Raw genomic sequence first — 25,731 nt, 5'->3', positions numbered from 1 at the left:
CCGGGCTTATGCTTCGGCTTCTTTCAAACTTTTACCGGACAACAGTGATTTGAAAATTTGAAAAATGGATTATTAGTAATTTGTAGTTTTTAGTTCGTCATTGATTTTAATTGAATCTACTTCAAAAAAATGCGCATAATCCGTATTTTTCCAGTCGCCGGCTTCCGACTCAATGTCAATAAAAAAGATACTTTCGGGAATATTCTGAAGTTTTTTCACCTTCACTAATTTCTCTCCGGAGAATTTCTGCTGCCGGATATCCAGATATCGTTGTTTCAGCTCATTATTATAATCAGGTGCTTTCACCAGCAAATCATAATAAGCTCTGGAAACATTCCCTCTGAACACCAACGGCCCGTCGGGAATTTTCGTAAAATCAAGCAACGAAAGGATTATCATTGCAACAACAATAATAACCGTAATGGATGATGGCAATGTGGCTATCTGTTTTCTTTTTGTGTGAAGATACTGAAGTAATACAGTCAGGTTGAAAAACCAGAGCAACATAAAGGCCAGCGAAATGGTGGCATGCACTCTCATTGGCGGATTGATTCCCATTCCGAGCGCTCCCGGAAGGTATAAACCAAAAATCACCAACGCTGATACTATTATGGAGAGTAGCGGATGCACTGATGGTATCCATTTTGACACTTCCGGCTTCCTAATAATCTCTCCGGCGCCAGTTAAAAATAAAATGGTAACAAGCATAAACGGCGGCGACTGGAAATGAATCCCGACAAGCTTCAGCGCACCTTTCAGCGACAGAAAAATACTGGAGGTAATATCCAGAGGATTGGTAAATACCGACATGCGAATATAATTTCCCGGAGCAGAAATATCGACAGTTCCGGCAACAATAAGCAATACAAACACCAGAAAAATATTAAATTCATTGCGTTTCTGCTTGATTCTGATATACAATAAGGCGAAGAATAACAGTGCAGCAAGCAGCGCCATACTGATCTCATTCAGACCGCCAATCACGAGAACCGCTAAGGATGCAGGAATAAGTTTTAACCAACGATGAGGATTATCCTTATCACCGGAACGGATTAATAACGCAATTACAAAAATGCTCAAGATGCCTGCGAGCAAATATTCTATACCGCCCGGCAACCAATAAATCCCTTCTGCTGTAGAAGGAAAAATATTAAGATATACAACGAAAAAAATAAGCGCGCATAAATGAATCGTTACCGCGGGCAGAATCTTTCCGGCAATGCTTTTCAGCAACGCGACCAGAGAAAAATAAAGCAGCATAAGCAAAACTGCCGGAATTAACCGATATACCCACATTGCTCCAAACCGCATTGGGTGAAGCGTCTCGAAAAAATTGGCGGCATATCTTCCTGTCCATGTCTGATACATGTCCTTCTGGTACTGCCAAAAGTTGCTGCTCTTCACTAACCACACCATACTGTAATCATCGGCCGATGGATGCACAAATGCACATAATGCAAAGAACGGAAAGACCGCCAAAAGCAGCATGATGAATAAAAGCCATTTATATTTTGATGAAGCAGTCATACTTATTAAAACTATTTTGCAAATAAATGCGTTTCGATCCGCCTGAGGGCGGACTCAACGACCGAGCAGAAACATCTTTACCGCACCCTTCGTCAGGCTCAGGATGCTGTTCCTACTTTAAATATTCTTCTATACTTTCAATATCCTCGAATTTACCAAGGTCGAACCACCACGCATCATCAACATATGCCCTGATTTCATGATTTGCAGCGAGTCTTAAATAAACCTCAGTGAGCGAAAATTTCCCCTGCTCAGTGATAAAAGGAAAAATTTCCGAACGCACTACTTGAATACCGCTAAACGCATATGGATAATAGAAAGTGGCTTCACGTGCGGTTTTTACTTCGCCGATTTTAGTATTTTTCCAACCACACAGCTGCAAATTTCTATCAAACAAAAAATAGCGCGCCGTCTGTCTGGCTTTTACAACCAGCGTTACAAGCGCATTTGATGCCGCATGTGATTCAATAACTTTTTTCAGGTCAGTACCGGAAAGCACATCCACATTGCATAACAGAAACGATTTGCCATCATTAAAAAATGCTTCCGCTTTCTTCAGTCCACCGCCGGTTTCAAGCAAGTGACCGCTCTCATCGGATATTGTAACCGGCACACCGAAATCATGATTGTTTACATAATCAATGAGCTGTTCAGCGAAGTGATGAACATTCACAATTATCGAATCGACACCCGCAGCTTTCAATTTATTAATGGAATGCAGCAATAGTGGCATACCGGCAACCGCTACAAGTGCTTTCGGCTTATTATCGGTAAGCGGTCTGAGCCTTGTACCAAGGCCCGCAGCCAGTATCATTGCTTTCATTCTACGAGTATTTGATAACTAAATTTCAGGAAATTCCCGATGCTTAAGTACTACAATAATTTCGTATTTATTTTTAAGCCATGCCGACAGGCGCTCTGCAAAATACACCGAACGATGCTGCCCTCCGGTACATCCGAATGAAACCGACAAATGCGAAAATTTTCGTTCAAGATAATTGGAAACTGATTGTTCTAAGAGAGCTGATACACTTTTCCAAAACGCCTCTGCTTCCGCATCATTTTCGAGAAATGATTTCACTTCCGCATCTTTACCCGTAAGCGATTGGTATTCTTTGTAGCGCCCGGGATTTGGCAGCGCGCGGCAATCAAAAATAAATCCGCCCCCATTCCCTGAGTTATCGGCAGGAAGACCATTTTTATAAGAAAAGCTGCACACTTCCACCACGAGTTTATCCGACTTTTTAGCACTGAATTCCTTCAGTTTTTCAGACCGGGTGATACTCAGTAACACCTTCTGCAATTCAGGCAAGCCGTGTGGCAGCCCGGGACCGTATATCAGGTAATTCAAATTACTGATGGCATAGGGAATGCTTTGCAAAAAATGCGCTTTTTTCTCGTAATAACCTCGAAAACCGTATGCGCCCATTGCCTGCATAATGCGAATGAAAACGTAATTATAAAAATGACGCACAAATTTATCGCGGTCTACGGGCATTATTTTTTTAAGACAAACAATATAATGTTCCAGTAATTCATTCCGTACATGTTGTGGAATATCAGCTTTCGCATCATATAACAGGCTTGCGACATCATACTGCAATGCACCTTTTCGTCCGCCCTGATAGTCGATGAAAAACAATTTTTCATCATGAATCATAATATTTCGTGACTGAAAGTCGCGGTATAAGAAATGGTCGCAACCGGCGTCCATAAGTATCTCTGTGAATTTTTCGAAATCATCTTCCAGCTTCTGTTCATCGAACGGAATGCCGGCAAGTTTCAGAAAATAGTATTTGAAATAATTCAAGTCCCACATCATAGACTGCTTGTCAAACGCGGCACGCGGATAGCAGTATGAATAATCAAGACCTTCAGAGGCACTCACCTGAAAACCGGTCAGGGCTTCGAGTACTGTTTTATAAAGCGCCGTCATACCTTCCGGAAAATCACTGCCGCTGCTGTTTTTAGTGAGGTATGAAAACAGCGTTTCATCGCCGAGGTCTTCGAGCAGGTAAGCCAGGCCTGAAATATCTGAAGATATTAGTTGAGGTACAGCCAGCCCGTTTCGTTTAAAGTGTTTTGTGAATTCAATAAACGCTTTGTTTTCCCTGACATCGCTGTTCCATGCACCAATGAATGTCTTTCCCTGATGAAATATCCGAAAATACTTACGTGCTGAGCCTGATGACGGCAGTTCCTCCATGCGCTCAGGATCGTTTCCTGCAAGTTTCGCAAAGAGTGATTCTATTAATTTCTGTGGATTATTTTTCTCCTGCATTCTTAAAAGGTGTCATTATATCACAAATGTAAGCAAATATGAATAAAGCCACAATGCGAAAGCAAAGTCAAAAGAATATCTGCGAATGCAAACAGCAAAAAAATAAATTACCCCAACCCCTTAATAAGGGGATTAAGCTTCGGTATTGTATTAAAAAAGCCGCACCATTTGAATGGTGCGGCTTTTAGAATGAGCAATTGAACTATTAATTCAATGTAAATCGTATAGGCATATTGAACTGCACCCTCACAGGTTTGCCCGATTGTTTACCGGCATTCCATGGGGGCATCATTTTTACAACACGCACGGCTTCTTCGTCGCAGCCGCCACCAATACCTCTGAGGACTTTAACATCGGTAACCTGCCCATTTTCGTTCACCACAAAGGTTACGTAAACGGTTCCCTGTATGCCGCTTTCGCGTGCCATTTGGGGGTATTTAATGTTTTCCTGAAGAAATTTGATACGTGACTCGTCGCCGCCCGGAAATGAGGGCATTTCCTCAACCACGGTAAAGATGGGTGTTTCCACCACTTCTTCAATAACCTGATTGTCGCTGTTATCATCAACAACCACTTCTTCTTCGGTATTCACGTTGGTGTTCACCGTTTGCTGGTTCAGGTCGTCCTGGTTGATATCGGTTGTTTCGTTGGTATCGGTAACAACCACAGGGGCTGTAAATTTAGCCTTCTGTTCAATCTGCTGGTCGGGAGGAGGCGGTGGTGGAGGTGGTGCTTCTTCCTGTTTGTCAGGCGGAGGAGCCATCATCTCGGTAGTAACCGTTTTTTCTTCGTTCGCGTTAGCGGCCTGTTTCCATATAAAGAACGGAATCAGAACGCCCAGTAACAAAAACATGATTGAGATGACCATTGCACGGTTTACAAAGCGTGCGTATGCCTTTCGCAAATCGTAGGCACCGTACTCCTTGTTCCTGTTTTTGAAGACGATCTCATCGAGGTTGTCACCAAATGAACTTGACTTATTTTCTTCCATATAATCAGGATATTTTAAAATTCATAAAATCACTTGGGGGCAGACTTCAAAATTTCAATCTCTTTAGGCGATAGGTCAACTACAGCATAGCTGGCGATGTTGGCAATAGCCATTTCATCAATAATGTCAACCAGATTGCGGTATTTGGCGGTTTCGTCTGCCTTGATAAGGATAATCGGCGATTTTTTAAGGGTATTGTATTTTTTCTTGATACCCTTAATTTTGGCATTCAAGGTGTCGTTTGACATTACAAGCGCACCGGTTTTCACCTTGTCTTTAAGTTCCGAGATTTCTTTTACGGTAAGGTCGTTCTTTTCAAGTAAGAACTTGCGGATACCGTCTTTGCTGTAATCTGTTTTATGCAGCACAGCAACAGTAGGTTCCTGACCTTCGGGAACGTCAAAATGGTAATACCAGTAAATGCGGTCATCGCTTGTAAGAAGGACAGACCATGTACGGTTGGCCGCAACTTTATTGGTTGCTTCCTCAGGTTTCTCGCTCTTATCCTTCTCAGGCATGGTGATATCCATAACCTTGGGTTTGCTGAATGCCGTTGTGAGCATGAAGAATGTAATAAGCAAGCACATAAGGTCAACCATAGGTGTCATGTCAATATTGGCACCCATTTTTTTTGGTTTGCGCCGGCCACCTTCTTTACCAGACCCACTGTCATTTTCAATTATTTCGGCCATGTTTTTATACTCTTTAAAAGATTAAAAGAATAATACGTTTCGTTATTTCTGATCTGTTTCTTCTTTCCTGAGGTTAGTAACAAGGCTGAATTTATTTACCTTGTTTTCCTGCAGGATATCCATCACTCTTTTGACGGTTTTGTAGTCAGAATTTCCATCCCCTTTAATTGCCACTTCGGCAAACTGGTTGGTGATACGGGCATAACGCACCCAAAGTCCGAGCTGATTGTCAACCGTATCGATAGGGATACCGGTTTGGAGCAGTTCTTTCTTCTTACCATCGGTCTCATTCAGCCATAACCGCACTTTATCGAATGGCATACCGAATGAAGAGCTTTGTTCAAACTTCGCAAAATCCTTGGCAGTCATTCCGAGGTTTTTCTGGTCGTTGATACTTTTAATCAGCTTCAAGCGGTAATGCGCCGCGGTATCTGCCACTTTTTTATCGGCCGTGTTTCCGCTGTTTGTCATATCGAAAAACACCTTGTTCTCTTTGGTGATATACACCGTGATAAGGTTCTTATCGGGTGCAGATTTTTCTGAAACCGAGAATGGTGTATCGATAACGGCAGCTTCTTGTGGCCTGAACGACGTGGTAAGCATGAAGAAGGTCAGCAGCAATGAGAACAAATCCACCATGGGTGTCATGTCCACATGCGGTGATTGCCTTTTTAATTTGATTTTTGACATATCAATATGTTTTTACGTCAGGCGATTTCTACTAAAATTACTTGGCAAAAGCAGCAAATGTCTGAACCAGGCTAAATCCTGCTTCGTCGATTTTGAAGGTCAGTCTGTCAATTTTATTTGAATAGTAATTGTAGAAAACAATAGCCAGGGTTGAGCCTGTGATACCAAATGCAGTATTGATAAGAGCTTCCGAAATACCGGTTGCAAGAGCAAGAGCATCGGGTGAGCCGGCAGTAGCCAAAGCAGCAAAAGCCTTGATCATACCGAGTACAGTACCGATAAGACCGATAAGTACGGAGATAGAGGCCAGTGTTGACAGAATCACGAGATTTTTGGAGAGCATCGGCAGTTCAAGTGCAGTTGATTCTTCGAGGTCTTTCTGCAGTGAAAGTACTTTCTGGTCTTTGTCGAGGGTGGTTTCACCTTTGAGTTCTTTGTATTTTTTCAGACCGGCTTTCATAACGTTGCCAACAGAACCTTTTTGTGTATCGCAGGCAGTGATAGCGTCGTCAATTTTTTCAGTTGCGAGAAAGCCCTGAATACCTTTTACGAAAGTATCGATACGACCTTTACCTCTGGCTTTGCGCAGCATAACTGCTCTTTCAATAGTGAAAATCAAAACTGTGAGTACGCAGGTCATCAGAAGGGGAACAATGAATCCGCCTTTGTAAATCATTGCGAGGTAGTTGCCGGGCAGTGGGTGCCCCTCAGGATTCAAACCTTCAAAATTCACGGGATTTCCCATGACATATTTGTACACAATTACTGACACGATAAAAGCAATCAAGATAGCACCTGATGCAAAAACTGATGCCAATGTGCTCGCTAAGCTCTGTCCTTGTCCGTTTTTCTTGCTCATTTCATTAAAAATTTAAAGTTTATAATTGATTATTTAGCTTTTGATTTCTTAAAACAGCACAAATATATAACAAATTCGGAAATTGATGCAGCGAAGTAATTATTTAATCATTTACCGCCTTCGCAACATTCCAACGCCAAAATTACCCCAATATTTCATGTGGATACGCACCAATCAGTTAAAGGTACGTTAAGGTCAGGGAAAGGCTATAGATAATGAATAATTGAAAATTAATAATTAACAATGAATAATGTATCGGTTTGCTGCTTTCACAATGTTCTTCAGGCATTCCTGTTTCATTTTTCCGCCGGAGGCGGACAGGTTTACCTGCCGGTAGGCAGGCATTTTCAAATTGTCTGATTTTCCCGTCAAAGGCGGACAGGTTTACCTGCCGGTAGGCAGGCATTGTCTAATTGACTAATTATCAAATTCAATGTTGGCGTTAATCCGAAGTTCGACCATACATTATATAATAGGTATTTTAGAAAAGGCTATCATCCCCTGCCTATAAAAATCTTCAGAAAAAAACACAAATTTATGTCCGACCTTTTTATTAATACCACATAGCCTAACTTAACACTCAGCCGTTGTATTATTTATTTAATATGCTGATTTTAAGCTGTTTTAATAAAATATCAAACCCTATCATTTATTAATTCAAATTACATATAGGCTAAAAGTCCTGTATTTTATCAGGTTGTTTAATAGCCTGTAAACGGGGGTTTTACTCCTTGAAACGACCATGCGTATTGTTGTTATTTTGCATTATATCATTTTAAATCCAAATCAAACCTATAACCTATTAACCCAAAACATCATGAAACTAATTAAACTTATGCAAACGAAAATTACGCTCTTGCTGTTGGTGCTGAGCTTTGCATTGGCCGGTCAGGCGGTGGCTCAAAGCACCTATTATTCAGTAGCTGACGGCGACTGGTCGGACCCTAATACCTGGGCAGCCACCAGTGGTGGCAGCGGTGGCGCCGGAACTCCGATTGCCGGTGATATCGTAATAATAGAAAATGGTAATACTGTTATGATTGCGGATGCCGTCAGTGCATTCTGTGCAAGTGTACAGATTGGCACAGGTTTGGGCTCCGGAACTCTTCAGTTTGGAGGAACGTCCGAACTGACAGTTACCGGCAATATAAATGTAACGCCCGATGCCCCTGACGTATCAGCCGGAACACTGACACTTACCGATGGAACAACACTTATTTGCGGGGCTATTACCCAGGGAACCGGTGGAGGTGCGCCTACATATAATACAGGATACGGAAATGTGACTTTTACCGGCAGCTCATTTCTTGCTTCCGGACTTCAGGAGTTTAATAATTTAACCATTGATGGATACAACTCCGGTCAGAACACGACCGTAAACAATAATTGTGTTATCTACGGAAACCTGTCAATTATTAAGGGCAGCCTTTCCGCTCCCATAGCGCAAATTTCATATTTTGATCAGTATTCTACCGGAATTGGTGAATTGTATATTGCAGATGGCGCCAAACTCAGGCTGGGTGCATCAAACTTTCCTCTTGACTTCTACACACATAATATTGATCCAAACAGTACGATTGAATACTATGCTGAGGGCCCGACATCACTCGGAAATCAGACAATGGCGACATTGATGGACGCAAACATGACACCTCACAATTATCCGAATTTAATTCTCACTGGCAACGGTATTAAAACAGCCGGTGGTGATATTGCGGTTGACGGAACAATTACCTTTAATACGGTTCCTGGAGTCAATCCTGTAGTAAAATTAGCATTCAATGCCCACACGGTTACCTTAAACGGTAATATTGTAAATACTCAGGCTAATGCGCTGAAAGGCGGCGGTGCCAGTGCACTTATCATTGGCGGCTCCGGTCCAAATGTGACCTTGTCTTTTGACCAGACATCCGGGACAACAAGAACATTTGGCTCTATTGAAATAAACAGACCCGGTAAAACCGTAACTTTAGCAAATATTGTAACAATCACAACCACCCTTACCTTAACCGATGGTACCCTTGCCGATGGCGGAAACATTATAACACTTCAGGGTAATCTCGCCGGCACAGGCACACACAGCGGTACAGGCAGCATAACCATGACCGGAGCCACAAAAAATATTTCAGGCGCGACAGTCGGCAACCTGAAACTCGGCAACGCCGGTACTTTTACAATGACAGGACACACAACCGTGAACGGTACACTTACATTTACTTCTGCAGGAAAATTATCAATCGCAGCAAATACGCTTACGCTGAAAGGCGCGGTAACATACACAGCAGCCGGTCTGTTTAAAGGAAGTTCATCCAGCAATCTTGAGCTGAACGGTTCGGTGAGCCCGACATTGAATTTTGATGTAACAACACCTGGAACCACAAACGCCTTGAACAATTTCACAATCAACAGTGCCTCACAAACTCCGCTGCTTGGCAGCAACCTGGTAGTAGGCGGCACATTGACATTTACTGCCGGAAAATTGGGAATAAACGGAAAAACACTCACCCTGAACGGTGGTGTTACCAATACCGTAACCGAAGGTCTGGTAGGCGGCACAACGAGCAACATGGTAATCGCAGGCACAGCAAGCCCCACTTTATCATTTGACCAGACAACTCCGGGTACGACCAACGTAATAAACAATTTTACATTAAACTGCAGCGGTCAGAAACCATTGCTTGGCAATACCCTTATTGTAAACGGACTTCTGACATTCACCAACGGTAAACTCGGTCTGAACGGACAAAGCCTCACACTGAAAGCAAATGTCACCAACACCGTAACCGGAGGATTAAGCGGAACAACTACCAGCAATTTGATAATAAACGGTGCTGTCAGCCCAACATTATCATTTGATCAAACCACACCGGGAACTACCAACGCACTGGGCAACTTCACTATCAACAGTAACGGTTATAAACCATTGCTCGGAAGCGATCTTGAAGTGAACGGAACCATGATATTTACCGCCGGCAAACTGGGAATTAACGGACAAACACTTAAACTTAAAGGTGGTGTAACAAATACAGCTTCGAACGCACTTTGCGGCAGCACCGGCAGCAGCCTTATTATGAACGGCACAACAAGCCCGACCTTACAATTCGACCAAACGACTCCGGGAACTACCAATGTTTTAGCCAATCTTACGATAAACAGCAGCGGACAGGCTCCGGTTCTTGGAAATGCTCTTGAAGTTAATACCATGCTGACATTCACCGCCGGCAAACTGGATCTGAATGGTCAAACCCTCACTCTCAAAGGCGATATCACCAATACTGTCAACGGCGGCCTGAAAGGCAGCAGCAGCAGCAATATGATATTGAACGGCAACTACAGCCCGGTTTTATCTTTTGATGTTACTACACCCGGAACAACCAATGCATTGCTTGACCTTACCATTAACAGCTCGGGTCAGATGCCATCGCTGGGAAGCGCTCTGGTAATTAAAGGTATTCTTGATTTTGACGGTGGTAAACTCAATATTGCTTCAAGCAATCTTACCATTGATCCGGCTGCCACAATCACCGGTTATGATGCAACCAATCATATCGTTGCAGGTACCGCTGATTATAGCGCAACCAACGGTCGACTGATTCGCTTTATCAAAAATACAACAGCAACAGCAGATCAGGTATTCCCGATTGGCACAGCAACCAGCTACACCCCGTGTTACATCCAAAACACCAATATTGTTGGCACGAACTACAAAATCAATCTTTTTGATAAAGTTCTGACCCACGGTACAAACGGCGTTGAAGTGGTAACAGGTACGATTATGCGCACATGGGATATTGTTCCCGATGATGAAGCCTTCGCCAATGCAACAACCCTGAAACTTCAGTGGGACAATGGTGACGAATCACCTAACTTCCAGAAAGCCGATGTTGAAATCTTCAAGAACAAACATCTTGCAGGCGTAGATGAAAATTGGGTTTTGGTGCCCGGCCTTATGACACGCCAGATTGCAACAAATCCTTACACCGTTTCTGTTGATGGAATTACCGATTTCTCAAACTTCACAGGAAACTCAGAGAACTTTGGTTATTCACCATTACCTATAGAGTTGGTATCCTTAGATGCCACCTGTCAGGGAAATAACAAAACCGAAATTGTGTGGACCACCGCCACCGAAACCAACAATAGCTTTTTCACTCTTGAAACAAGCGAGAATACCAACAACTGGACTGTAATTGGAACTGTTAAAGGTGCCGGTAACAGTAACCATATGATTAATTATACCTTCCTCCACGATTGCAACGGCAGCACTGTTAAATACTACCGCCTGAAGCAAACCGATTTCGACGGAAAATTCACCTACTCAAAAGTTATCAAAGTTCTGCCTTGCGAGGCTTCAAATACAGCTTTCAATGTGTATCCGAACCCGTTTGCAAAGGAAGTAACCTTATCTTACAACTCAGAAACCGAGCAAAATGTTGATGTAGTTGTTGAAGATGCCAGAGGTCAGGTTGTATTTCTGCAGAGTTATGAAATGGTAAAGGGAAGCAACAAAACAAAACTTAACCTCGCTGACCTTATGCCGGGAACCTACTTCGTATTCCTTCAGGGCATGGACGAACAGCCTTACAGGATAATAAAACACTAAACGTATAAATCAAATTAAAAAAGCTGCATCGGAAACGGTGCAGCTTTTTTTATACCGGACCAATCCTCTATTTACTCCATATTACAGCCCCTGAGAGACAGTCTGCCGCAGCAAGGGATGCTTTTACTTCATCGCGGAACGCCTGAATTGAAGTTACTGCATCAATACCGCCTACTTTTAATCCGACATCCCAGGTTGTAAGCGATTTTTTACTGACTTCATAACAGTACAGATAGTAATTCTCTTCATTATCGGGTTTCAGATAAAAGAAGTTCTTTCCTTCGAGCGTGGTTATCCATGCTTTGTACACTTTGGTGGTAGGCATGTACATGGAGCCCGTTTCGAAAACCTCCACATCATAACTGTAATCATCAGCCTGTTTAATGGTCACCTTCCTGGCTTCCGGATCTTCTTCTTTATTCTCCCAGGTTCCAATCAGTTTTTTATCGATTTTTTCCGTTCCGGGATTTTCCAATGGATATTTTGTTCCCACAGGACAGCCTGTAAGCAGTACAATCATCGGGCAGAGCAGCAATAAATACATGGCCTTTTTCATAATTTCAGGAATTTGGGGTTTCAATAATTGATAAAACATCCGTCAAAAAGGTAAACATCAATTATTATAAACCGCAATCATAGATTATCTTTGCTTGAGTTTAAATACTTATGGCGCTGCTTAATAACTTTAAACTGGGTGTTCGCTCTTACGGCGATGCACACCGCTTTATCCGCAAACACCGGCTATGGGGATATGTGTTTTTACCGGCGCTTATCAATGCAGTACTTGTAACAATACTTGCCATTGGAAGCTGGCATCTGATTGCCAATTTCAGCAACCTGATATTTGATTCACTGGGATTGTCGGGCGAAACAGGCGGATGGCTCAGCTATCTGTTCTCCTTTCTGCGGTTTCTGATAAAAGCGCTGTTCTGGATGCTGCTGTTCATGCTGTACTCATACGTCTTCAAGTACATTGTATTAATCATTCTTTCGCCCATGCTGGCCATACTTTCAGAAAAGACAGCCCACCTGCTTACCGGTGCAGCTTATCCGTTCAGTTTCAAAAATTTTATACATGACGTGTGGCGCGGTATACGCATCGCTCTGCGCAATACATTCGTAGAACTGGGTTGGATACTGTTGTTCTGGATTATTGGATTTATTCCGATAATAGGATTTATAAGTCCGGTATTCCTGTTTTTTGTTTCCTGCTATTTCTACGGCTTCTCAATGATTGATTATAACAACGAGCGTAACAGATTATCAATCAGGGAAAGCATTCGCTTTGTTCGTAAAAACAGGGGTTTGGCCGTGGCCAACGGCATGATTTTTTACCTCGTTTTTTTCTTTGTCCCGATTATTGGATTTTTGGTAGCGCCGGCATACGCCATTGTTGCTGCAACCCTTGCCGTTCATGAAACAGCGAACAAAAACCAAACTTAACATAAACTTTACACTGCTTAAGTAAGAAGTCCACATTTTAGAAATAATTTCGTGGCGGTGGATTATGTTAATTTAATAACAGCAAAACAAAATGAGGTTCAGTCAGATATTTCATGTGCTTGTACCAAAAGATACACTCTTTTATCCTCTTATGGAAAAAGATGCCGAGGTAATGGTTCAGGCGGCAGAACTTTTGGTCAAAATGATGAAAGCAGAAGATCTCACACAAAGAGAAATCTATGCTAACGAAATTAAAGAAGTAGAACATGTGGGCGATAATGTTACACATGATATTTTTGAACAGCTCAATAAAACGTTTATAACACCTTTCGACCGGGAAGACATTCATCAGCTGGCGTCAAAGATGGACGATGTGGTTGATTTAATTAACGCCAGCAGCCAGCGTTTCAGGCTATTCAAAATTACCAGAATTGAACCTGCATATATTCAGATTGCTGAGTTGATACTTGAATGTGCCACCAATATACAGTTTGCAGTAGTTGAACTTCGAAAACTCAAACAACCGCTGAAAGTTAAGAATGCCTGCCTTCGCATCAATGAAATTGAAAACGAAGCTGACGCGATATACCACCGTGCGGTGTCACAATTATTCGAATCGGAACCGGATGCTATTGAGCTTATTAAAATTCACGAAGTATTGAATATTCTTGAAACGGCCATTGATTGTGCAGAAGATGTTTCGGATGTCATTAAAATAATTCTTGTAAAAGGCGCTTAAAAATAGAATACCTGTACACTTCAAAACAGTGAGGTATTAATAAGACATTTAAAAATACTAAATTTTCAACCATGGGTTTTGCCAACATTTTTCAGATTCTTATCCCGAAAGACAAAATTTTCTTTCCGTTGATTGAAAAGGACGCAGAGAACATTGTTAAAGCAGCTATTTTGCTGAATAAGATGATGCTTATCAATGATGAAAGCGACCGTACCGTTGTTTGCGGCGAAATAAAAGCCGCCGAAAAAGCCGGAGACGACATTACACATTTAATCTTCGATGAATTGAACAAATCCTTCATCACACCATTCGACCGGGAAGACATTAACCAGCTTGCCTCGAAAATGGACGATGTGCTTGATATGATTAATGGTTGCAGTGAGCGTTTCAGACTGTATAAAGTGAGGGATATGAATCCCGCTTATTTGAGATTATCGGAGCTCATTCTGCAATGTACCCGCGAAATTCACAATGCAGTGTTAGGCCTCAACAACCTGAAACAACCGCAAAAAATCAAAGCATCGTGCATGCGCATCAATGAAATTGAAAATGAAGCGGACGATATCTACCATCAGGCAATTTCCGAGTTATTCGAAAATCAAAAAGACGCAAAAGAACTCATAAAAACGCATGAGATTCTGAACACGCTTGAGAGTGCCACCGATTTAGCAGAGGATGTCTCAGATGTTATCAAAACGATTCTTGTAAAGAGCGCATAAATTAATTATAGAACTTTCGTACAATGCTTACTATTGTTATTATTACTATTGTGTGTGCGCTGCTGTTCGATTTTTTGAACGGCATGAACGACGCGGGAAATTCTATTGCCACCATCGTGGCAACAGGTGTATTACCTCCCAAATTAGCCGTTGCATGGGCAGCGTTTTTCAATTTCGTTGCATTTCTTATTTTCGGGGTGCATGTTGCCACAACCGTTGGCAAGGGCATTGTAGATCCCATCTGGATGAATGGCGACCCGTACTTCATACTTGTGTCGCTTATTTCAGCGGGTATATGGGTGTATTTTTGCGGACGAAACGGCATCCCGAATTCAGTTTCACATGCGCTTATTGGCGGACTCATCGGACCGGCTCTTATTAAAGGTGGAATACATGCAGTCATGTTTTCAAGTGTATTAAAAATTGCGATATTCATTGTGCTTGCCCCGCTTATGGGATTCGTCATTGGATATCTGTTTATGATTCTGACACTGGCCATCTGGGGTAAGAAGCCGCCAAGCAAGGTTGACGGTTTTTACCGCGTAATGCAGCTGGTATCCTCTGCAGCATTTAGTCTGGGTCATGGTGGCAACGATGCACAAAAGACAATGGGTATTATTGCTATGCTGCTCTTCAGCACCGGTTATCTGGGAAGTGAATTTTATGTCCCTCTTTGGGTAGTTCTTTGCGCTCAGAGCGCCATTGCACTAGGCACACTTTTCGGCGCATGGAAGGTTATCAAAACCCTTGGAAACGGACTCACCAACCTGAAGCCGGTACACGGATTCTGTGCCGAAACAGCAGGTGCCGCCACCTTATTTGCCGTCACGTATCTTGGTATTCCTGTTAGTACAACTCATACTATTACCGGTGCCATCATGGGCGTTGGCGTTACACGCCGCGTAAGTGCAGTAAAATGGGAGGTTGCAGGAAGTATTGTTACCGCTTGGCTGCTTACCATCCCGTCTACTATTATTCTGTCGGCCGGACTGTATTACCTGCTTCATTTATTCATTTAGAAGGCACTTATTTTATAAAACTATTTCTGCGTTTCACCGTATAAGTGCGAAATAATGCCTTCATGGAAAAATTTTTAAGTCAGATACCTGATAACTTTTACCATTTTTTAATTGTAACAGTCTTCTCTCTCATCATAGGTTTGTCGCAGCGCAAGCTCCATCCAATCAACGAAGATTCGCGCCTGTTTGGTACCGACCGCACATTCACATTTATTGGGATACTTGGTTACATTCTGTTCATAGTTGAACCTGTACCGCATTTTTTCTACATGGGTGGCGGGGTCATCATCAGTATTTTTCTGGGAATTAATTATTTCTTTAAACTCAGATATTTCAAAGATTTCGGACTTACCACAGTCATCATTGCTATTATTACATACTGCATGGCACCTCTGGTAATTACACAGCCACCCTGGTTTTATATAATGGTGGTAGTTACTGTTCTTGTATTTACTGAACTCAAAGAAACATTCTCAACCCTCACTCAGCGTTTCGATAAAGAAGAATTCCTTACCCTCGCAAAATTTCTGCTGATTGCGGGCATCATTCTTCCTATTGTTCCGAACGAACCCTTTGTTTCATTTCTGAGTCTGACACCTTATAAAATATGGTTAGCCGTTGTAGTAATATCAAGCATCAGCTACCTGAGTTACCTGCTGAAAAAATTCGTTTTTATCAAATCCGGAATAATTATTTCGGGAATATTGGGTGGATTATACAGCAGCACCGCAACAACTATTATTCTTGCCAAAAAGAGCCGTGAAACCACAGCACTCAAAAATAATTACGCAGCAGCCATTGTGTTTGCCACGTCAATGATGTATCTCCGCGTACTGATACTGATACTCATTTTTAATATGGAGCTCTTCCAGCTGGTACTGCCATATTTTCTGGTCATGCTGGTCGTTTCAATAGCTACGGGTATCGTTATTTTCTATTACAAGAAAAAAGTGGACGAAGTATCAGAGATTAGCCTGCTCCGCGATAAAAATCCGCTTGAATTCAAAGTGGCACTGATATTTATGTTGTTGTTCGTAGGGTTCACATTTCTTACGTATTACACTGTTCAGTATTTTGGTACAGGTGGATTGAATACACTTTCAATTGTTGTCGGGGTTACCGATATCGACCCCTTTCTTATTAACCTTTTTCAAGGAAAATACCCTGTAAGCCTCGGTGTTATAGCATTTGCAAGTATGCAGGCAATCATCAGCAATAATGTTCTAAAACTCATTTATGGTCTTGCGTTTTCAGGAAAACATATTCGCAAACCCTTGCTTGCCGGATTCGGTGTCATCATCTTTATTAACGCCGCCCTGCTCCTGATTATGTATCTAACTATGTAGAAGTCGAGAGTCGAGAGTCGAGAGTCGAGAGTCAAGAGTCGAGAGTCAAGAGTCGAGAGTTGAGAGTCGAGAGTTGAGAGTCGAAAGTTGAAAATACCTTAACTTCTAACTTTATTTCACTTCAGGCACTTCAAACTTTTCTAATTTCCAAGCTGATATATTTCTTGTTTTCAATCAAATAATATTGCATATTTTAGTGCTGTTAATAAATTGCTGCGCGCTAATTTATTATTGCCTAATTTAGTGCTGATTATATTTGTAAGTTGCGAGTTAAAAGTTAATAGTCAAAAGGTAATTAATGGATTCTGAAAGTGCAATTACATTCTGGCCATTCATGGTGTACGCAGGCATTGCTATTGTGTTGGCTGCCGTGATGATTGGCCTTTCATACATTCTTGGTGAGCGCCATAAAGAGAAAAAGACGGACGAGCCTTTTGAATCAGGCATTCCGCCTACCGGAAATGCCCGCTTAAGGTTTTCCTCACACTTTTATCTAATCGCAATGTTTTTTGTGATTTTCGATCTGGACGCTGCATTCATTGTAGCCTACGCGGTTTCGTTCCGCCACCTCGGACTCGAAGGCTATCTTGGTCTGGCCATTTTCATTGCAATACTTATGGTTGTTCTTATCTATGAGCTGAGTATTGGCGCATTGGACTATGGACCCAACGGCAGGAAATTGCTGAAATTTAAAAACAAACCTGAATGAATTATACCTTCCATAAACCCGGCACACCGGCAGCGGAGGCAGATGCTGCAATGCTCGACAAGGCAGTACAGGAATCGGTGATTATGACGCGCCTCGAAGATGTACTCGCCTGGGGTCGCAAGAATTCCATGTGGCCTTTTGCGTTTGGATTGTCATGCTGCTTTGTTGAAATGGCTACGACCATTACCAGCCGTTTCGACATCGCCCGTTTTGGTGGTGAAGTAATACGCGGCACACCCCGCGAAGCCGACCTGATGATAGTGGCAGGGACCGTTTTCATAAAAATGGTTCCCATCATAAAACGGCTTCACGAACAAATGATGGCACCTAAATGGGTAATATCAATGGGTTCATGTGCCAACTCAGGTGGCATGTTCGATATCTACAGCGTGGTACAGGGCGTTGACAAATTTTTACCTGTTGATGTGTATGTGGCAGGCTGTCCTCCCCGCCCCGATGCATTTCTGGAAGGGTTATTATTATTGAGAAATCAGGTAGGTCAGGAAAAACGCCCGCTGAGTTGGGTAATCGGACCACAGGGCATCACACAGCCCGAGAAAATATCGATGCGCGACCTTAAAGCTGATGAACGCCGCAAAGCAAGTACGCTGCGCGGCATGAATGAAATATAGAATCTGACATCAGGAGCATATTTCCTGAAAATGATGTTGTGAATATGGAGCAGGCAATACTATCCGAACTTATTTCCAGATTTAATGCTGAAGCGGTTCTTCCTCAGCTCACAGCCGATGGCATTCCAACGATATGGACTACGGCGGATAACCTTGCGCCCATGCTGTTATTTCTTAAAAATAAGATTCGGCAACCATACAAAATGTTATTTGACCTCACTGCTATAGACGAACGTCGCAGAACAAAACGTGATGGTCAGCCGGCTTCGGATTTCACAATTGTGTATCATCTCACTTCTTTTGAGCGCAATACTGATATCAGGATAAAAGTAGCGTTGCTCGGAGAATTTCCATCAATACCAAGCATTACAGCAATATGGCCGTCGGCTAACTGGTACGAACGTGAAGTATTTGATATGTTCGGCATCACCTTCGAAGGTCATCCGAGACTTACACGAATATTGATGCCCGAATCATGGGTTGGAAATCCATTGCGCAAGGAACATCACTCACGAGCCACCGAAACCGGACCTTTTGTTTTTGATGAAATGATGCGCGAGCATGAAGAAAAAGCATTGAAGTTCGTTCCCGAAGATTATGGCATGAAGCGCTCCAGCGCAGAATCCGATTTCATGTTTCTGAACCTCGGGCCACAGCATCCGGGCACGCATGGATTGTTGCGACTGGTATTACAGCTTGACGGAGAAGATATTGTTGACATCGTGCCCGAGATTGGTTTTCATCATCGGGGCACCGAAAAAATGGCCGAACGTCAGACATGGCACGGGTACATTCCTTATACCGACCGCATCGACTACCTGAGTGGCGTAATGAATAATCTGGCCTACCTGCTTTCCGTCGAAAAACTTGCGGGAATTGTTGTTCCGCCTAGAGCACAGGTGATTCGCATTATGATGAGCGAGCTGTTCCGCATTGCCAGCCATCTGGTGTGGCTCGGAACATTTGCACAGGACATGGGGCAGATGTCGCCGGTATTTTACACGTTCAATGCACGCGAACGTATACTCGATATTATTGGTGCCATCACAGGCGGCCGCATGCATCCTTCATGGTTCAGGATTGGAGGCGTTGCCCACGACCTGCCCGGCGGATGGCAAAAGCTGATTCAGGATTTTGTTGACTATTTCCCTAAAGAACTAAAGTCATTCAACAAACTCACTATAAAAAATACGATTTTCAAAGCACGCACCACAGGTATCGGAATCTATACCCAGGAAGAGGCCATTGATTGGGGAATTACCGGTGCAGGACTCAGAGCCACCGGCATTGAATGGGATTATCGAAAAAAACGTCCGTATTCTGGTTTTGAGAATTTCGAATTTGAGATTCCTATCGGCAAAAATGGCGATGCTTACGACCGTTCGCTGGTGCGTATGGAAGAGATGAGACAGAGTTTGCGCATCGTTCAGCAATGCATCAACAATATGCCCGAAGGCAGATACAAATCAGATCATCCGCTCACGACGCCTCCACGCAAAGAAAATACAATGAAGGACATAGAAACGCTGATTACGCATTTCCTGTCAGTGTCTTGGGGACCGGTGATTCCGGCGGGTGAAGCATGCCTTCCGATTGAAGGAGCCAAAGGCGCCAACGGATATTATCTCATCAGTGATGGCGGAACATCCGCTTACCGTTCGCGCGTGCGCACACCCTCATTTCCTCACATACAAATGGTTCCCATGATAAGCAAAGGATATACAATTGCCGACCTGATGGCAATCCTCGGCGCACTCGATTTTGTGCTGGCCGACCTTGACAGATAAGTTAATGTGAATTAATTAGAATTAATAAGAGTAAATAAAGATTAACAGCTCAATGCTCACAGAAAAGGAAAAAGAAGAAATAATGGAAGATGTAAGGCTGGTTCCCTACCCGGCCGCGGCATGCATCGATGCGCTCAAAATTGTGCAGGAGCACCGCGGTTGGATAAGCGATGAAAGCCTCGAAGATATTGCTGCATTTCTCGGCATGCCACCTGCCGATGTTGACAGTGTGGCAACATTCTACACCCGTATTTACCGTAAACCCGTTGGCCGGAATGTAATTCTGGTATGTGACAGCGTGACCTGTATGATGTTGGGATATCTTTCCATCTATGAATATTTTTCAGAGAAATTAGGAATTAGATTTGGCGAAACAACTTCTGATGGACGATACACACTTTTACCTGTATCGTGCCTTGGCAATTGCGACCATGCAGCATCTATAATGATAAACAACGATCTGTATAGCGACCTGCAGCCATCAGCTATTGATGCACTGCTTGAAAAATACAGTTGATATTTATGGAGAAACCCTTAACAAAATATATCACGCCGGGCGCACCGCCTCTCAGTTGTAAAGAATATGAGAAGGTGGGTGGTTATGACGCTGTGCGCAAGGCACTGAAAGAAATGACCCCGGAAGATATTACCAATCTGGTGAAACCGACCGGACTGCTTGGCCGGGGTGGTGCAGGATTCCCGACAGGAATAAAATGGAGCCTGATGCCGTCACAGGATAAGACATCACAATATCTGATAATAAACGCCGATGAAATGGAACCGGGTACTTTCAAAGACCGTTACCTGCTCGAAGGCAATCCGCATCAGCTTATTGCCGGTATTATTATTGCCTGCTACGCCATTCACGCCGATATTTCGTACATTTTTATTCGCTGGGCATACAAATCAGCAACAGAAATATTGAAGAAGGCAGTAACTGAAGCCCATGAAGCCGGTTATCTTGGGAAAAATATTCTTGGATCGGGCTTTAACTGCGAAATTTATGTTCACTCATCCGTTGGGCGCTATATCTGCGGAGAAGAAACAGCACTGCTGAATTCACTTGAAGGCAAAAGGGCCATTCCTCGCGACAAGCCTCCGTACCCTGCCACCAACGGCCTGTTCGGAAGGCCAACACTTATCAACAGCGTTGAATCCATCTGCTGGATTTCGCACATTGTTGCTAACGGCGGCCCATGGTTTCAGAGCCTGAGCCTTACCTCTGAAGGCGGCACAAAGATTTACGGCATCAGCGGGCGTGTTAAAAAGCCCGGATTATGGGAACTTCCGATGGGAACGCCCATGCGTGAGCTGCTTGAAATACATGCCGGTGGTATGGCCGATGGTTATAAATTCCGTGGTGTGCTGCCCGGTGGCGCATCCACTGATTTTCTGGTGGAAGAACATCTGGATGTTAAAATGGATTTCGCTTCGGTGGCTGCCGTGGGAAGCCGCATGGGCACAGGCAATATGATTATACTGGATGACCGTACATGCCCCGTAGCCTTCATCCATAACCTTATCCACTTCTTTGCTCTTGAAAGTTGTGGCTGGTGCACCCCTTGCCGCGAAGGTCTTCCCTGGGCGGAAAAAATATTATGGGCATTTGAAGAAGGTAAAGGAACGGAAGAACATATTGACATTTTGCGCCATCACACCGTACAGCTAAGCATGAAAAGAACATTTTGTGCTCTGGCACCCGGTGCTATGGAACCGCTTCAGAGCGGACTGAAATATTTTTACGATGATTTTATGAGGCATATTACAGAAAAAAGCTGTCCATGGAAATGATCAGATTAACGATAGACGGTAAGGAATATGAAGTGCAGCCCGGACGGAACTTGCTGGATACCTGTCTGTCGCTTGGTTTCAATATTCCTCATTTCTGCTACCATCATGCTCTTGGCTCAGTGGGTTCGTGCAGGCTGTGTGCCGTAAAAATGTATATTGACGCCGGCGATCCGAAAGGAATGATTGTGATGTCGTGCATGATTCCCGTTAAAAGCGGTCTTATTATAGTTACCGACGACAGTGCAGTACTTGAGTTCAGGAAAAGTGTGCTTGAGAACCTGATGACAAACCATCCGCACGATTGCCCTGTATGTGACGAAGGCGGCGAATGCCATCTTCAGGATATGACCGTGATGACCGGACACAATGCCCGCAGGTTTGACTTCAAAAAGAGAACACATCTGAATCAGGATCTGGGTCCCAACATCTACCACGAAATGAATCGCTGCATACAGTGTTACCGCTGTGTACGATTTTATAAAGATTATGCGGGAGGTAAAGATTTCGGCGTATTCGGTGCTCATAACAATGTTTACTTCGGGCGTTACCGTGAAGGAACACTTGAAAGTGAGTTCAGTGGAAATCTCGTGGAAGTTTGTCCTACCGGCGTTTTCACAGATAAAACATTTAAGAAACATCCTACACGTAAATGGGATCTGAACACGGCACCGTCGGTGTGCACCCATTGTGGCGCAGGTTGCAACATCATAGGCGGAGAACGATACGGCACACTGCGTCGCATCATGAATCGCTATAATGAAAATGTGAACGGCTATTTCCTTTGCGACCGCGGGCGTTTCGGTTATGACTTTGTGAACGCTCCCGAACGCATCCGCGACGTGGTAATCAAACATGAAAATATTTCAGAGAATACAAATCTGGTATCCTTACTGCCATCCATAATCGGAAAAGACAAAAAAATAATTGGCATCGGTTCGCCGTGCGCATCGCTCGAAGCAAACTTCGCTCTGATGTCGTTCACCGGAAAAGAGAATTTCTATAATGGTGTTTCAAAAAAAGATTTTTCATTCATTACAACCGTTCTGGATATTTTAAAGAACAGTCCGTCGGCACCTCCGTCACGCGGCGAAATGGAACGCTCAGATGCCGTACTGATACTCGGAGAAGATATTCTTAAAACATCACCCATTACATCACTGGCCATAAGGCAGGCGGCACGCAATCTTTCGAAAAAAATGGCGGCCGCTGTCGGCATTCCTGCATGGCACGATTCTGCCGTACGAACAAAAGGAATTCATTTAAAAAGTCCGGTATACATTACCGGCACACAGTCATCAAAACTTGACGATATTGCGGCTGAAGTGCTGAACGCACCGGCTGAAATCAGCGCACAGCTAGGCTTTGCGATAGCTTCATACATCAGCAAAAAGGCGCCGGAAACTGTGTTGCCGGATGCAGCGCTTTCAGTGCTTGCAAAAAAAATTGCCGACGACCTGATGAATGCCGAATACCCTCTTGTGATATCCGGTATTGATGCAGGGAACAGCGCATTGCCCAAAGCAGCATCCAACATTGTTCATGCGCTTGCCGTCGAAGGTAAAAATGCAAAATTGCTGTTGATACTTCCGGAATGCAACAGCATGGGCATTGGGATGATGGGTGGCAAAGACCTTGATGATGCCATCACCGAATTCGATTCGGCGGATACATTGGTCGTTCTTGAAAACGACCTGTACAAGCGTCTTTCGAAAGAACAGGCAGACGAATTATTCGGTAAATTCAAAAACATAATTGCATTACATCATTCACACAACAGCACAACCTCAGCAGCAGATATAGTGCTGCCGTCAGGCACTTTCGCCGAGTCGGAAGGTACGTTTGTGAATAATCAGGGGTATGCCCAACGAGCGTATTCAGTTTTTCAGGCCAAAGAGCCGATTATGGACAGCTGGCGCTGGATTAGCGACCTCATAGAACTTTCAGGATACGAAAAATCGCGCTGGCAAAATTTTGATGACCTGGTAAATGACATGGTGCGTGTGTTTCCTGAGTTCTTGAAAATAGCAGAAATACTGCCAAACGCCGACCTCCGCATTTCGGGTCAGAAGATACCACGGCAAACGCCCCGCTTCAGCGGAAGAACTGCCATGAATGCGAAAACAAATGTGAGCGAACAGAAGCCGGAACAGGATACTGATTCGGCACTTGCCTTCAGCATGGAAGGTTACAGCGGCATTCCACCGGCTGCGCTAATTCCGAATTACAGGGCATCGGGCTGGAACTCAACTCAGGCCATTTATAAATATATTGACGGTGCAGATGGCTCGAATATAACCGGAGATACTGAAGCAAAACTCATCGAACCATTGTCAGGCAAGCCTGCGAAATTCTTTGATGCGGTCACTGAATGATTTTTTGAAAATTAAGGAATGTAATTTTTTATGAAATATCTTTTAATAATAGCAGCTGTTTTACTCATTGTGCTCACCATAGCAGCAGGTCTGATTTGGGTTGAACGCCGCCTTCTTGCACTCTGGCAGGATCGCTACGGTCCGAACCGTGTTGGCCCGGCAGGTTTGATGCAGGTATTGGCCGACGTTATTAAAATCTTCTTCAAAGAAGACTGGATTCCGCCTTTTGCCGATAAAGCAGTGTTTGTGATAGCACCGGGAATTCTTATCATCAGCATTCTGCTTACCTTCGCTATCATTCCGTTTGGACCCAATTTTTACATCCTCGATTCCAACATCGGATTGCTGTTCTTTTTAGGTAATTCCTCATTGGGAGTATACAGCCTTGTGCTTGGTGGCTGGGCATCCAATAATAAATATTCATTGCTTGGCGCGATGCGCGGATCGGCACAAATGCTGACCTATGAGGTTTTTATGGGACTTTCGCTGATGGGCGTTGTGATGATGGCCGACAGTTTCAACCTCCGCATGATTGTTGAAGCGCAGCGCGGCTGCTGGTTTGTGGTGCCGCAATTTATTGGATTTGTAATATTTTTTATTGCCGGTCTGGCCGAAACACACCGCACGCCTTTTGATATTCCGGAAGCCGACGGCGAACTGATTGCAGGCTATCACAGCGAATATTCAGGCATGAAATTCGGAATGTTCTTTGTGGGTGAATACATGGGCGTAACGCTCATCTCCACACTCATTGTAACACTGTTCTTCGGTGGTTATCTGGGGCCGGCATTCCTGCCACCGGTATTCTGGTTCTTTTTGAAAACGGCATTTTTCATTTGCCTGTTCATTCTGATAAGAGCCTCACTGCCGCGTCCGCGTTATGACCAGCTGATGTCTGTCGGATGGAAATTGTTATTGCCGCTTGCATTGTTGAACATTTTAGTCACGGGTGCTGTATTGCTATTTTGGAAATAATGTGCAGCAGAAATATTATTTAATAATAAAGTACGGATGTTTTCTATTTTAAGAAGTATATGGCTCACCTTTCTTCACACCTTTAAAAAAAGGGTAACGGTTCAGTACCCCGAAGAAAAGCCTTATCTGCCGCCGCGTTACCGTGGTCGTATCGTACTTACGCGCGACGATGCGGGAAACGAACGCTGCGTTGCATGCAATCTTTGTGCAGCAGCCTGTCCGGTTGATTGCATTTCTTTACAAGCTGCCGAAGATGAAAAAGGCAGGCGGTATCCTGAATTTTTCAGAATTAACTTCTCGCGCTGCATCTTCTGCGGATTTTGCGAAGAGGCCTGCCCAACCTATGCGATTCAGCTCACACCCGATTTTGAACTGGGAGAATACAACCGTCAGAATATGGTTTACGAAAAAGAGCATTTACTGATATCAGGACCGGGAAAATATCCGGGATACAATTTTTATGAAGAAACAGGGATAGAAATGGGATTAAAACCCAAGGGAACGGGCAATAGTGAAGAAAAGCCCATTGATGCCTGGGGATTGATGCCATAATACG

At 43.6% G+C, this 25,731-nt stretch carries 22 protein-coding genes; 14 read left to right on the top strand and 8 right to left on the bottom strand.

Annotated features, from left to right (window positions below; genetic code table 11):
* Window positions 1-72 precede the first annotated feature (72 nt).
* The 7 genes from WCM76_11905 to WCM76_11875 form a co-directional block, all read right to left on the bottom strand.
* The gene (locus tag WCM76_11905) at window positions 73-1,527 is read right to left on the bottom strand and encodes a DUF6056 family protein (GenBank protein MEI6766339.1); all 1,455 of its coding nucleotides are present in this window, start codon (window positions 1,525-1,527) and stop codon (window positions 73-75) included.
* A 112-nt stretch (window positions 1,528-1,639) separates the two neighbouring features.
* Window positions 1,640-2,350 (bottom strand): nucleotidyltransferase family protein, encoded by a 711-nt coding sequence (locus tag WCM76_11900; protein MEI6766338.1) that lies wholly within the window; start codon window positions 2,348-2,350, stop codon window positions 1,640-1,642.
* An 18-nt stretch (window positions 2,351-2,368) separates the two neighbouring features.
* Window positions 2,369-3,808 carry an RNase adapter RapZ gene (locus WCM76_11895; GenBank protein MEI6766337.1) on the bottom strand — a complete coding sequence of 480 codons (1,440 nt, stop codon included), beginning with the start codon at window positions 3,806-3,808 and terminating at the stop codon, window positions 2,369-2,371.
* Window positions 3,809-4,013: 205 nt separating this feature from the next.
* Window positions 4,014-4,799, bottom strand: coding sequence for an energy transducer TonB (locus tag WCM76_11890; protein ID MEI6766336.1), 786 nt, complete (start codon window positions 4,797-4,799; stop codon window positions 4,014-4,016).
* Between the two features lie 29 nt (window positions 4,800-4,828).
* Complete coding sequence (locus tag WCM76_11885) at window positions 4,829-5,491, bottom strand: biopolymer transporter ExbD (GenBank protein ID MEI6766335.1); 663 nt, start codon at window positions 5,489-5,491, stop codon at window positions 4,829-4,831.
* Between the two features lie 42 nt (window positions 5,492-5,533).
* On the bottom strand, window positions 5,534-6,181 hold the full coding sequence (locus WCM76_11880) for a biopolymer transporter ExbD (protein MEI6766334.1): 648 nt from the start codon (window positions 6,179-6,181) through the stop codon (window positions 5,534-5,536).
* Window positions 6,182-6,218: 37 nt separating this feature from the next.
* Window positions 6,219-7,040 carry a MotA/TolQ/ExbB proton channel family protein gene (locus tag WCM76_11875; GenBank protein ID MEI6766333.1) on the bottom strand — a complete coding sequence of 274 codons (822 nt, stop codon included), beginning with the start codon at window positions 7,038-7,040 and terminating at the stop codon, window positions 6,219-6,221.
* Between the two features lie 817 nt (window positions 7,041-7,857).
* On the opposite strand from WCM76_11875, the gene WCM76_11870 reads away from it, so the two are divergent.
* Entirely contained in the window at window positions 7,858-11,643 is a 3,786-nt protein-coding gene (locus tag WCM76_11870) for a T9SS type A sorting domain-containing protein (protein MEI6766332.1), read from the top strand.
* Between the two features lie 67 nt (window positions 11,644-11,710).
* Here WCM76_11870 and WCM76_11865 read toward each other — a convergent pair whose 3' ends face one another.
* Window positions 11,711-12,199, bottom strand: coding sequence for a hypothetical protein (locus WCM76_11865; GenBank protein MEI6766331.1), 489 nt, complete (start codon window positions 12,197-12,199; stop codon window positions 11,711-11,713).
* Between the two features lie 110 nt (window positions 12,200-12,309).
* Here WCM76_11865 and WCM76_11860 point away from each other — a divergent pair, with 110 nt between their 5' ends.
* The 13 genes from WCM76_11860 (at window position 12,310) to nuoI (ending at window position 25,727) form a co-directional block, all read left to right on the top strand.
* Window positions 12,310-13,086 (top strand): EI24 domain-containing protein, encoded by a 777-nt coding sequence (locus tag WCM76_11860; protein ID MEI6766330.1) that lies wholly within the window; start codon window positions 12,310-12,312, stop codon window positions 13,084-13,086.
* Window positions 13,087-13,177: 91 nt separating this feature from the next.
* Complete coding sequence (locus WCM76_11855) at window positions 13,178-13,825, top strand: DUF47 family protein (GenBank protein MEI6766329.1); 648 nt, start codon at window positions 13,178-13,180, stop codon at window positions 13,823-13,825.
* A gap of 71 nt (window positions 13,826-13,896) precedes the next feature.
* The gene (locus tag WCM76_11850; protein MEI6766328.1) at window positions 13,897-14,544 is read left to right on the top strand and encodes a DUF47 family protein; all 648 of its coding nucleotides are present in this window, start codon (window positions 13,897-13,899) and stop codon (window positions 14,542-14,544) included.
* A gap of 23 nt (window positions 14,545-14,567) precedes the next feature.
* On the top strand, window positions 14,568-15,563 hold the full coding sequence (locus WCM76_11845) for an inorganic phosphate transporter (protein ID MEI6766327.1): 996 nt from the start codon (window positions 14,568-14,570) through the stop codon (window positions 15,561-15,563).
* Between the two features lie 62 nt (window positions 15,564-15,625).
* Window positions 15,626-16,909: a DUF4010 domain-containing protein gene (locus tag WCM76_11840; GenBank protein MEI6766326.1), complete on the top strand. Its 1,284-nt coding sequence runs from the start codon at window positions 15,626-15,628 to the stop codon at window positions 16,907-16,909.
* Window positions 16,910-17,207: 298 nt separating this feature from the next.
* Window positions 17,208-17,618, top strand: coding sequence for an NADH-quinone oxidoreductase subunit A (gene ndhC, locus WCM76_11835; protein ID MEI6766325.1), 411 nt, complete (start codon window positions 17,208-17,210; stop codon window positions 17,616-17,618).
* Between the two features lie 50 nt (window positions 17,619-17,668).
* Window positions 17,669-18,250: an NADH-quinone oxidoreductase subunit B family protein gene (locus WCM76_11830; protein ID MEI6766324.1), complete on the top strand. Its 582-nt coding sequence runs from the start codon at window positions 17,669-17,671 to the stop codon at window positions 18,248-18,250.
* Window positions 18,251-18,294: 44 nt separating this feature from the next.
* On the top strand, window positions 18,295-20,037 hold the full coding sequence (nuoC, locus tag WCM76_11825; GenBank protein MEI6766323.1) for an NADH-quinone oxidoreductase subunit C/D: 1,743 nt from the start codon (window positions 18,295-18,297) through the stop codon (window positions 20,035-20,037).
* Window positions 20,038-20,089: 52 nt separating this feature from the next.
* Window positions 20,090-20,554: an NADH-quinone oxidoreductase subunit NuoE gene (gene nuoE, locus WCM76_11820; GenBank protein MEI6766322.1), complete on the top strand. Its 465-nt coding sequence runs from the start codon at window positions 20,090-20,092 to the stop codon at window positions 20,552-20,554.
* A gap of 5 nt (window positions 20,555-20,559) precedes the next feature.
* Window positions 20,560-21,828 carry an NADH-quinone oxidoreductase subunit NuoF gene (gene nuoF / locus WCM76_11815; protein ID MEI6766321.1) on the top strand — a complete coding sequence of 423 codons (1,269 nt, stop codon included), beginning with the start codon at window positions 20,560-20,562 and terminating at the stop codon, window positions 21,826-21,828.
* On the top strand, window positions 21,819-24,200 hold the full coding sequence (gene nuoG, locus WCM76_11810; protein ID MEI6766320.1) for an NADH-quinone oxidoreductase subunit NuoG: 2,382 nt from the start codon (window positions 21,819-21,821) through the stop codon (window positions 24,198-24,200). Before nuoF ends, nuoG begins: the two co-directional genes overlap by 10 nt.
* A 30-nt stretch (window positions 24,201-24,230) precedes the next feature.
* A complete protein-coding gene (gene nuoH / locus WCM76_11805) occupies window positions 24,231-25,175 on the top strand; it encodes an NADH-quinone oxidoreductase subunit NuoH (GenBank protein MEI6766319.1) in 945 nt (314 codons plus the stop codon).
* Window positions 25,176-25,187: 12 nt separating this feature from the next.
* Entirely contained in the window at window positions 25,188-25,727 is a 540-nt protein-coding gene (gene nuoI, locus WCM76_11800; protein ID MEI6766318.1) for an NADH-quinone oxidoreductase subunit NuoI, read from the top strand.
* Window positions 25,728-25,731: the final 4 nt, after the last annotated feature.

Source organism: Bacteroidota bacterium, from assembly GCA_037133915.1.
In the GTDB taxonomy this organism is placed as follows: Bacteria; Bacteroidota; Bacteroidia; order Bacteroidales; family CAIWKO01; genus JBAXND01.
The sequence above is the reverse complement of the archived record's forward strand: the minus strand, read 5'-3'. Positions and strand labels throughout refer to the sequence as shown.